The sequence below is a fragment of the Alteromonas sp. McT4-15 genome (assembly GCF_020515205.1).
Lineage (GTDB): Bacteria > Pseudomonadota > Gammaproteobacteria > Enterobacterales > Alteromonadaceae > Alteromonas.
The window spans coordinates 1-8,682 of sequence record NZ_JAJALG010000058.1; the positions used below are offsets into that span (position 1 = coordinate 1).

The window sequence follows — 8,682 nt, forward strand, 5'->3', positions numbered from 1 at the left end:
TAACATCTCCTGCACATGCCGAATATCCGCACCGTTATCTAACATGATGGTTGCCGTACTATGACGAAAAAGATGGCAGGAGCCAGCCCTTTTAAACCCTGCAAAATGAACGTAGCGTGAAGCCATATCCGAGAGCGCATTCGCTCTGAAACGTCTTCCTTTATCATCCAGAAACAATGCGCCACCTGATTTAATGTTGGCAAGTTTTGGGCGCAATTTTGTCAGGTAAAACACTATCCATTCACAGGCTCTGGTACTGACAGGCAGAATATATTCTCTTTTACCTTTCCCTTTACGAACGCGCAATAATTGCTGCTCAAAGTCGATATCTTCAATATCTAGATTGAGTAATTCAATTCTGCGTATCCCTGTGGCGAAAAACGTTTCAAGAATCGACCTGTCTCGCATTCCTTTGAAGCCAAATAAAAGCGGTTGGGCAAGAATTTTCTCTACTTCCTCTGCGGTAAAAATTGCTTTAGGAAGAGGACGCCCTACCGTGGGCAAATCGATTGACTCCAATGGATTGGTTTGCAACAGACCTCTGTTGTACATCTTGGTGATGAAACTCTTCACGCATAATAGCAAGCTGTACTTGTTTGCATCGCAGAGCGGCTCGTTGTCCTGCGGTTTGCGATACAAGTTGAGATACTCCATGTAATCATCCATCAACTCGATATTTACGTCTTCCAGTCTTCTTACGCCCCGACTGAAGCACCATGCACAGAACTTCTTCATGCCATATCGCTTACTGCGCACGGTGTCACTCGACTGGCCTTTTGCCAGACAAAGTTGGAAGTAATACTTACTGCACCGCCAAAGGTGACTAGTGGTAGGCTTTTGCATGTGCCATTTTCCGTACTGTGTTTAATCCGTTCATAACCAGCTGGTCAGGCTGTGGCTTCGTCCAATAAACTACCGGTTTCTGCCAGTCACGTACCCGACCAAACCGATACCCCACTGCCGTAACAATCTGCCCCGTTTTGTCATCAAACTCAGGAAATACTACGCATCCTCTAAATAGTTCGCCGCCTGATGGAACAAATAAACCGCAATGTTGATAATGGCCTCGTATAGCGCCACCTTCTATCGTTCTGGCACTGGGTATTTCCAATCCCAATGCACGGTCGCATAGTCCAATGAAGGCATGGTCACGAAGTTCATCGGGTATAGCATTTGAGGTACTGACAAAACGCTGAATTTCGTCGTTATTACAGTAACGGTCCCGATAAAATTCAAACGCTTGCTGAATGTAAATGTCTTGTAGGTTAATCTGGCGAAGCATCGTTTGGTATGCCATGTGTGTTATAGCCATGCGATGCCCCCGTTACACAGAATTTGAACCAAGTTATTTACTACCCGAAGAGCGCGGTGCTGAATCACCGTCCGCTCATGGGTAGCGTAAGAGCCAGCTGTCATCTCGGCGTTAATTAATGCTAATTCTGACTTAGTCATTTTGCGCACCTCCCTTACCGAAGAACTTACGTCCACGTTTATCACGGTAAGATTCGCAATCCCAATTCAACGCAATTGCATAAGGCACGATACGATCTAATGTTGAATCTGCAACCGTCTTGTCGCCAAAAGCGTCGTACCAGTCACTAGGCGCATATTGCGAGGTGATAATAAGTGATGAACTTTGATCGCGGATTTCGATAAGCTCAAACAGCAGATGGCGCTCCTGAGGATTGAGGGGCTGGATACCCCAGTCATCTATCAGTAAAACCCGGACTTTACTCAACTTGCGGCGTAGCTTTTCCAGTGAATCGTCGCCTGCTTTCTCTGCAATCTTTAGATCACGGATCAGAACCGGATAGTGATAGTATTGCACCGTGTATTCTTGCAATAATGCCTCTTGTCCGAGTGCACAAGCCAAATGGGTTTTTCCCGCTCCTGTTGGGCCACTGATAATGATGTGACGAAAATCTTTTATCCACTGGCATTGTGCCAATTCTTTAAGTTTTGAGATGCGCACAGGCGGCTTATCGCAGGACTGGATATCACTTAATACGGCTTGAGGCCACCGCAGTTTTGCGGCCTTCTGGAGACGCGCCACCTTCGATTCGTGTGCACTGTCGGCTTGCGCTCGCAATTGCTCAAGCAGCCGCTCCGCGAACGTTTGTTCATCTACATTATTGCGACCTTCTTGTTCAGTAAACACCGTGTAAACCATAGGGATCCGTAAATAATCACACAGCGATTTAATAGATTGGTTGAGATTATTCATAACGATGTACCCCGTAGTGTTCTTTGCCGCGAATGTTTTGATGCTGAAGTATGGGTGCAATGCCATTGCGCTCATCATCGTCATCAAAAATGCTCGATTTTAAAATGATGGAAAGGTCTTCAGGCTTTGTCATTTCATGTTCAACTGCGTACTGACAAGCCCGTTCAAATTCTGAAGGCACATAACCTTTAGCGAGCTTTTGTATAAACAAGCATGCTTTTCCGGCAAAACGTGAGCGGGAGGATTTCTTTCCACAATACTGGGCCTCCACTACTTTCACAGCATATGGCCCGAATGGCTCCGCCCATTGTGTAAAGGTAGTGACGTTTTTCTGGTCCTCCGCTTTTTCGATGGGATGCTTATGATGTTCAATTACCGTTCGCCCGCCCACCTCATTGCTTATCGTGTGTGCGGCGATAGTTTTAGCGCCCAGTAACACAGTCAGTACGCTATCTCGCACCTCCAATATGACTTTGCGATTACGGTACTTATGAGGAACACTGTAGTGATGCCCTTTCAGGCGCACTGAATAATCAGCGGACACCGTTTGCGGGTAATATTTATCTACGGGTCGATACGGCTTGTTAGGTATAGGCTGTAGCGCCTGTCTCTCTCCCTGATTAAATTTCTCGTTTCTGCTAAGCCCAACATTTTGCATTTTTTCATTATTAAGTTTTTCTACCTCTGCTCGCAGATGCTGATTAAGCTGCGAAGCACTGGTAAACTCTAAGTTTCTCATGGGAACCAGCACCCGGTTCTCAATAAACTGAACACTCTTTTCGGCTATCGCATTGTCTTTGGGCGTGCCGACACGAGAGGTATCACAGACTAGGTTGTAGTAACGGCTGAAGGTGACGGCCTGTTCGTTTAGCGTGGGTAATAGCCCAGCCCGGTTTACCAGTTGAGCATTATCAAATCGAATAACGGGCGTACAACCTCCTACTGCATGAATGACGTCAACCAGCCCTCGGATCCAGTTTTTGGCTGACATATTGTGAAGCGCCACAGCATCCATTTTCTGGGAGTGGCCGAATACAACGACTAGCACGTCCATTGAAATTTCACGCTGCTGAGTCAAGTCGCGATAGTGCACTTTCATGCCCGAAAAATCACAAGCCATTATCTCGCCGGGCTCATAACGAAAACGAAATGCCAGTTTTGATTTTTTCAGATAACTGCGAACCAGCGCGAAGTATTGCGTTCTGCCGAGTGCTGTCGCAGGATCCTCTTCGCGATAACGCAAGTAGCCGGTATTAATTTTCTCGCCATATTTTTTGGGGCGTTTAGCCAGTTGCATTTTGACTGCCTCATAATCAGGGCGACGCTTATAGCTGGGATGATGAAATGCGCTGGGGTAAAACAGAAGGATAAGCTCGCTGTCTTCCATAGCATTAAAATCGGGCAATGGAAGCGGCATATTCAAGAGTTTATCAGAGTGTCTTCCCACCGTTTGATGAGAGCATCCGACCGATTTCGCAATTCGTCGGGATGCAAGTTGCTCAAATAAAAGTTGTCGTGTGACAAGTTCTCGTGGCACGCCGTTGACGAGCACTTTATTGATTAATACGAGCAATGTTTGTAACAACGCCCGCAATGTAGCTGCATTTATCATGCGTAGTTCCTCGGTTGTAATTAAAAAACCAAGGCCCACAAAGATATGGTCATCAAATATTGACAACACAACGCGAACGACCATACTTAAGATGTCGAGCAAATAAATTCGATATCTAACACAGCCCCCGCAGGTCGCCAAACTCTCGCGGGGGTTTGTGTTTTATGAGCCCCTTAAATTGTCACTGTGCATTACCTCCTTCATTCGCTTTTTGATAATGTCCTGCCGCTGCGTTGCTAACCACTCTGCGACATCCCGTGATAGCGCAAATCGACCTCGCCGATACTCAAGGCTAAATACCTCGACAGGTACTGTTTTTCTGGATACAGACTGCCTGAATGCATCCACACTGGGGTAGCCCAGTGCACTGTATAACCGCCTCCCAAACAACAGCGGCCCGATGTATTCATACAACTCTTTTTTAATTTGTAACGCCAATAATTCAGTATCTGATTCGCTCATAGATACGCTCTGTTATGTTTCACCTTATTACTAACCTAGTGCATATTTCCTAAGAGACAATGCGTCAGGCTTTTTGAAAGCGTGACGCATAATTTGAGCTACAATTAATGATAACGGAACGTTACGATTTCTTCGTTTAACGCTGTTTATAGAAAAAAAGCGGTTGAACAAATGTCTAATAATCGGAAGAAAAGCAGCCCATTTTCGCCGTAAAATTTTTTTAAATTATTTTCGCAAGCCGAAAAGTGGAGGCGACTTTGACGTCGTTGCAACGCGATATTGTCGTCAAGACTTCAAAAACGCAGTGGCACCGTATTCACGCCACTTACAGCTTTGTATTGACTACACTTGACTGTCCTTTCAATGCGAACCAGCTTGACAGGCTATTCGGCAGTAAAGAAAGCAGAGGAAGTGTTTTTAATAAGCATTTAGGGCAGCAAACTCGCCCCAGCTTTGAAACAATAATGGAAATCGATAACGAGGTGGCGGGAACACTACGGTATTACTATTCCCCTTTATGGTTGGCGCTCTTCTTATTGGAAGCTGAGAAGGATGACTGGACGTTATTGCACAATAAACTTGATTTAGATGTTGCGAGTACAATTTTCGAAGATAAAAGGAGCGATGTCGGTAGTTTTGTATTACGTAAGATTACCCGGCCAATCGTGACAGAATTGCGCTTGCGTGCAGATGCTCAATCATTGGCCTGTTTGATAACGCTTCTGAAATTCAAACTGGCGAAAAGCGGGAACGTGTTAGTTTCAATGAATGATTTGCAACATGCAATTGTTGAACATCTCGTAAATCTCAATGCAACAGGGTACTTCACCCATAATCATCACGAACTGACTATTTTTCTGGTCGAATTACTCAATCGTTGCCAACCGTTCATCGCCACTAACAAGCTCAAGGAGTTTATCGAATATGGTGTAGATTTAGTCCGCTACAAGCGCCAGCTCTTGGGTAAGCTTTTCCAAATCGGCCTACGCGAAACCTATAAAGGAGAAGGTTTGCGTTTTCTTGCGCTTGTAGACATGTCAAACCGGGAGCTACTTATAAAAGAAGTTAACCTGCTGCAACAGAGCGCAAAAAGTCATGACTCTATTATTATTGTGAAAGCACCAAAAAGTGACTTCCCACTTGCGGCAAACAGTGAACGGGGACTCTTGTGGGTAATAAGCAAAATTAATAGTGCCCGAAGTAAATCAGGCAAAATAAAACGCTTCATAAAGCATGACGAGCTTGTATTGATACTCAGAGAAAGAGCGCAGTTCGATGTCACTACATGGTCCAGACTTATTGACTAATGGTCCAACATTTTAGGTATCGTGGTCCAACAAAAATGAAGTCAATGTTCCAATTGAGCGGATTTTGCAGTTGCAAAATCCGGTTCCACTGAACCAACAACACAAAAAGCATGGACCATTAACCCAGTTTGTCTGGACCACGATACCAATTTTATTGGACCGAGTAGGTGTGTCGTCTGGTACTCATTTTATGTTTACCGCCGGTAATCACTTTGTGTATAGCGACAACTGATACCTGTCAGTAGTCAATAACTGTTTACCGTGCCCGTAGAACGTGTAGAAGGTCCTCGAGATACAAAATGACTATGGTCGATTAGCGTCGGCCATTGTTCATTCCAGCCTATTTTAGCTGCTACACTTACGACACGCTTAACGAGTAATGGGGAACAGAAGTGGATCAACGTGACAGCAAGCCTGAAGTGACAGTCGAAGCTTTAGAGGCAGAAATAGCCGACCTGATCGATGATCCTGTGCTCAGAGAAGAATGGCTTAATACGCGTATCCCCATTCTGGAATCAAAAACGCCTAAGAGCTACTTCAACACTCCTTCGGATAGAGCTAGGCTCATGCAAGTTGTGCTTGAGATGAAATTTGGTGAGATGGCATAGGCCACTGTTACTCAAGCGACAACTCCGCCATTAAGTGCAAAATCGCCCAGAGCAAGTTTGGTTTTTTATAAAAGAATAACCACCATTAAGACTTTCTATCAAACTTCCGTTCTGACATTTCAGCGGTTCCGCTTGAATTGATTTCGCCGAAACTCGTTCACAGATTCCAGCCATTTGGCCCTTTAAGTAAGCCAGACAAAAAAAGCCCCGCACGAGCGAGGCTTTGGATTCCACAAGGTTAAGGCTTCAAATAAAGTTTAATTAATATAAATGTTATAGAGCTAAATTGGCGGCCTCATATTCTCGGAGCTCAGAAGCGTGTAAAAAATACTCCGACTCATTCAGGACAGAATATTTTTTATCAAATACCAGCATATCACCCTCAAATTCAACGCCAGCATCTTCAACCATTCCAACAATTAACTGTTGTTCTGGTGCTCTTTGTGCATATATGAACTCCAACATTTTCTTCAAATTATCAGGATCTTGCTCTTGTTGATTTGGCGCATCAATTATCACGGGAAACAGGGTTGAATTGCCATTTTCTCTGATGGCTGACTGAGTAGCAAAGAAGTAGGCCAAGACAGCTCTAGGCAGATCACTCCCGCTCTCATCAAGACTCGATGTGATACTCTTAAATGCATTATCGTTTAGAGAGTGAACTCCTAGCTTGCTGGTATATCTTCTCAGCGTTTCACCATACTCTCTGATAATTTCTCTACGCCTCTCAGGAGTATCGAATTTCTCCATGTCGCCAATAATATCGTCGATATGGCTTGCTATACCTAAAAGTATTCGATTTTGTTCTTTTTCCTCTACTTCAAGATGTTTAATCATCGATTTTTTGCCTTCAATATCAACAAGGTCTTGTAACCTCACTGAACCTTGTTTACTAGCTAGTAGGTCATTGATTGTATTTTGTTGGCTAGCGAGAGTAGATAAAGATTGCTCTTCATTATCAATCCCTCTTTGAATCTGAGCAAGATCATCTCTCAGTGAAACAAGCAAATCGGTGCAGGTTTCCGTGTCTTGAGCAATCTCAAAACGTTCAGCAAAAGAATTATCGTATTCAGCACCACACGTTGGACAACCGATTGTTGAGCAATCCTGATTTATAGCATATTTGTAGTCATCACTTAGCTCATCATGAGTCCTTGCTACTATTTCGATTTGGGCAGTTAACCGTATTTTTTCGGTTTTAAGATCAGTTAATTTTTTCTTAAATTGCTGCTCTTTGTTTTTTAATTGATTGCATTCTTCAAGTAAGGCATTTATTTCTGATTTAAAAGCATCAACGTCTATATCGAAATCTATATGAGATAAATCTTTTAGTGCTCGTTCTTTTATAGAATTAATTGAAGTAACCTGCCTAAGGGGTTCCTGCCTTTCAGATTCAGCTTTTTTCTTTTGAGTTTCAAGTGCGTACCATTTGTCAGGTCTCAAACCAAAATGATAACCCGTTACTCGTTGTTTCCAATGGGCAAACTGACCTAAATTTGTGAAAGATGACCATGTATCCGTCCAACCTTTATCTTGATCTATATAAAAAGGTAAAAGCAAATATGCTGGCGGTGGAGTTACAGCGTTTCCAGTCCTATCGGTTAGCTTTAAATTAAAATCAAATATTTTAGCAAGGACTGGGCCTAACTCATTTGTAACACTTGAGTAAGTGCCGATTATATTGTCATTGTAGTCGAACAGGGAAAAAGAGTTTTTGTGCCTATAGATTGCATAGCCTACCCCATCCACTTCAAATTTGATTAGCGTAATGACATCGGCGTCCTTCCATTTTCTATGGCGCTTATGTGGATTAGCACCGAAGCAATATGGAATGCTTTTTATTACTGAGCTTTTACCAGTATCGTTAGTCCCTTTGATTACCGTCACTTTGGGATGAAAGCTTATCTTTCTCGCTTTCTTTTCTCGATGCGATACGAGAAGCATGCTTTTTAACTGCAAGTTTCTCATTCTGTTTCACCCTCAAATTTCGAATTAGCCGACGATATTGGATCATAGTTAATCACCTCGTAAATTGTAGCGGCCTTAATATAGTCATCTGAGTAACCAGATTTATCTTTTACAGCAGTTAGGGTTGTTTCCATTAAAGTGTCCATAGCTGCGTTTTCATCAATTTTGAGTTGCTCTGCAACTGTATGTCGAATCTCTTTTTGAATTGCTAACAACTGTTCATTTGATACATTCATACGATCAACTGTGTATGTATCCCAAAATCGTTTTAATTTATTTTGCACTAATGGGCCTACACCACAAGCTGATAGATGTTGTACAGCTTCTAACCATAGCTCACTCGATGTTCTGCTTTGTGCTACTAATCCAGTCATGTGTGAAAACTCAGTTCTACTAATAGACTTTCTTTTTTTCAACTCATCACTGGTCTTTGGAATATCTTCAAAGTTTGTTTTTCTTCTAATCTCATCAAAGATAGTCTGATACGCTAGGGCTATATGA

At 43.1% G+C, this 8,682-nt stretch carries 10 protein-coding genes; 2 read left to right on the plus strand and 8 right to left on the minus strand.

Features of this window, described 5'->3' with window-relative positions:
* The 6 genes from LHL20_RS20110 to LHL20_RS20135 all read right to left on the minus strand — a co-directional run.
* A partial coding sequence (locus tag LHL20_RS20110; protein ID WP_226434573.1) for a tyrosine-type recombinase/integrase occupies positions 1–843 on the minus strand: 843 nt, incomplete at its 3' end.
* Positions 824–1,312: a hypothetical protein gene (locus LHL20_RS20115; RefSeq protein ID WP_226434574.1), complete on the minus strand. Its 489-nt coding sequence runs from the start codon at positions 1,310–1,312 to the stop codon at positions 824–826. The genes LHL20_RS20110 and LHL20_RS20115, both read right to left, overlap by 20 nt.
* Positions 1,303–1,452 (minus strand): hypothetical protein, encoded by a 150-nt coding sequence (locus LHL20_RS20120; protein WP_226434575.1) that lies wholly within the window; start codon positions 1,450–1,452, stop codon positions 1,303–1,305. The genes LHL20_RS20115 and LHL20_RS20120 overlap by 10 nt, the downstream gene beginning before the upstream one ends.
* Entirely contained in the window at positions 1,445–2,224 is a 780-nt protein-coding gene (locus tag LHL20_RS20125) for an ATP-binding protein (RefSeq protein WP_226434576.1), read from the minus strand. Before LHL20_RS20125 ends, LHL20_RS20120 begins: the two co-directional genes overlap by 8 nt.
* Positions 2,217–3,836, minus strand: a complete 1,620-nt coding sequence (locus LHL20_RS20130) for a Mu transposase domain-containing protein (RefSeq protein ID WP_226434577.1) — start codon at positions 3,834–3,836, stop codon at positions 2,217–2,219. The genes LHL20_RS20125 and LHL20_RS20130 overlap by 8 nt, the downstream gene beginning before the upstream one ends.
* Positions 3,837–3,998: 162 nt before the next feature.
* Complete coding sequence (locus tag LHL20_RS20135; RefSeq protein ID WP_226434578.1) at positions 3,999–4,298, minus strand: hypothetical protein; 300 nt, start codon at positions 4,296–4,298, stop codon at positions 3,999–4,001.
* 266 nt (positions 4,299–4,564) lie between these two features.
* Here LHL20_RS20135 and LHL20_RS20140 point away from each other — a divergent pair, with 266 nt between their 5' ends.
* Both LHL20_RS20140 and LHL20_RS20145 read left to right on the plus strand, forming a co-directional pair.
* Positions 4,565–5,605, plus strand: coding sequence for a hypothetical protein (locus tag LHL20_RS20140; protein WP_226434579.1), 1,041 nt, complete (start codon positions 4,565–4,567; stop codon positions 5,603–5,605).
* A gap of 392 nt (positions 5,606–5,997) precedes the next feature.
* The gene (locus LHL20_RS20145; protein WP_226434580.1) at positions 5,998–6,213 is read left to right on the plus strand and encodes a hypothetical protein; all 216 of its coding nucleotides are present in this window, start codon (positions 5,998–6,000) and stop codon (positions 6,211–6,213) included.
* Between the two features lie 273 nt (positions 6,214–6,486).
* Here the strand turns inward: LHL20_RS20145 and LHL20_RS20150 are convergent, their stop codons facing one another.
* Positions 6,487–8,181, minus strand: a complete 1,695-nt coding sequence (locus LHL20_RS20150; protein WP_226434581.1) for a hypothetical protein — start codon at positions 8,179–8,181, stop codon at positions 6,487–6,489.
* A partial coding sequence (locus LHL20_RS20155; RefSeq protein WP_226434582.1) for a hypothetical protein occupies positions 8,178–8,682 on the minus strand: 505 nt, incomplete at its 5' end. The genes LHL20_RS20150 and LHL20_RS20155, both read right to left, overlap by 4 nt.

What these genes read in the sequence shown, in the direction of transcription:
- LHL20_RS20115 (WP_226434574.1), bottom strand. Translation starts at nt 1,312, where the DNA reads ATGGCTATAACACACATGGCATACCAAACGATGCTTCGCCAGATTAAC.
- LHL20_RS20120 (WP_226434575.1), bottom strand. Translation starts at nt 1,452, where the DNA reads ATGACTAAGTCAGAATTAGCATTAATTAACGCCGAGATGACAGCTGGC.
- LHL20_RS20130 (WP_226434577.1), bottom strand. Translation starts at nt 3,836, where the DNA reads ATGATAAATGCAGCTACATTGCGGGCGTTGTTACAAACATTGCTCGTA.
- LHL20_RS20125 (WP_226434576.1), bottom strand. Translation starts at nt 2,224, where the DNA reads ATGAATAATCTCAACCAATCTATTAAATCGCTGTGTGATTATTTACGG.
- LHL20_RS20135 (WP_226434578.1), bottom strand. Translation starts at nt 4,298, where the DNA reads ATGAGCGAATCAGATACTGAATTATTGGCGTTACAAATTAAAAAAGAG.
- LHL20_RS20150 (WP_226434581.1), bottom strand. Translation starts at nt 8,181, where the DNA reads ATGAGAAACTTGCAGTTAAAAAGCATGCTTCTCGTATCGCATCGAGAA.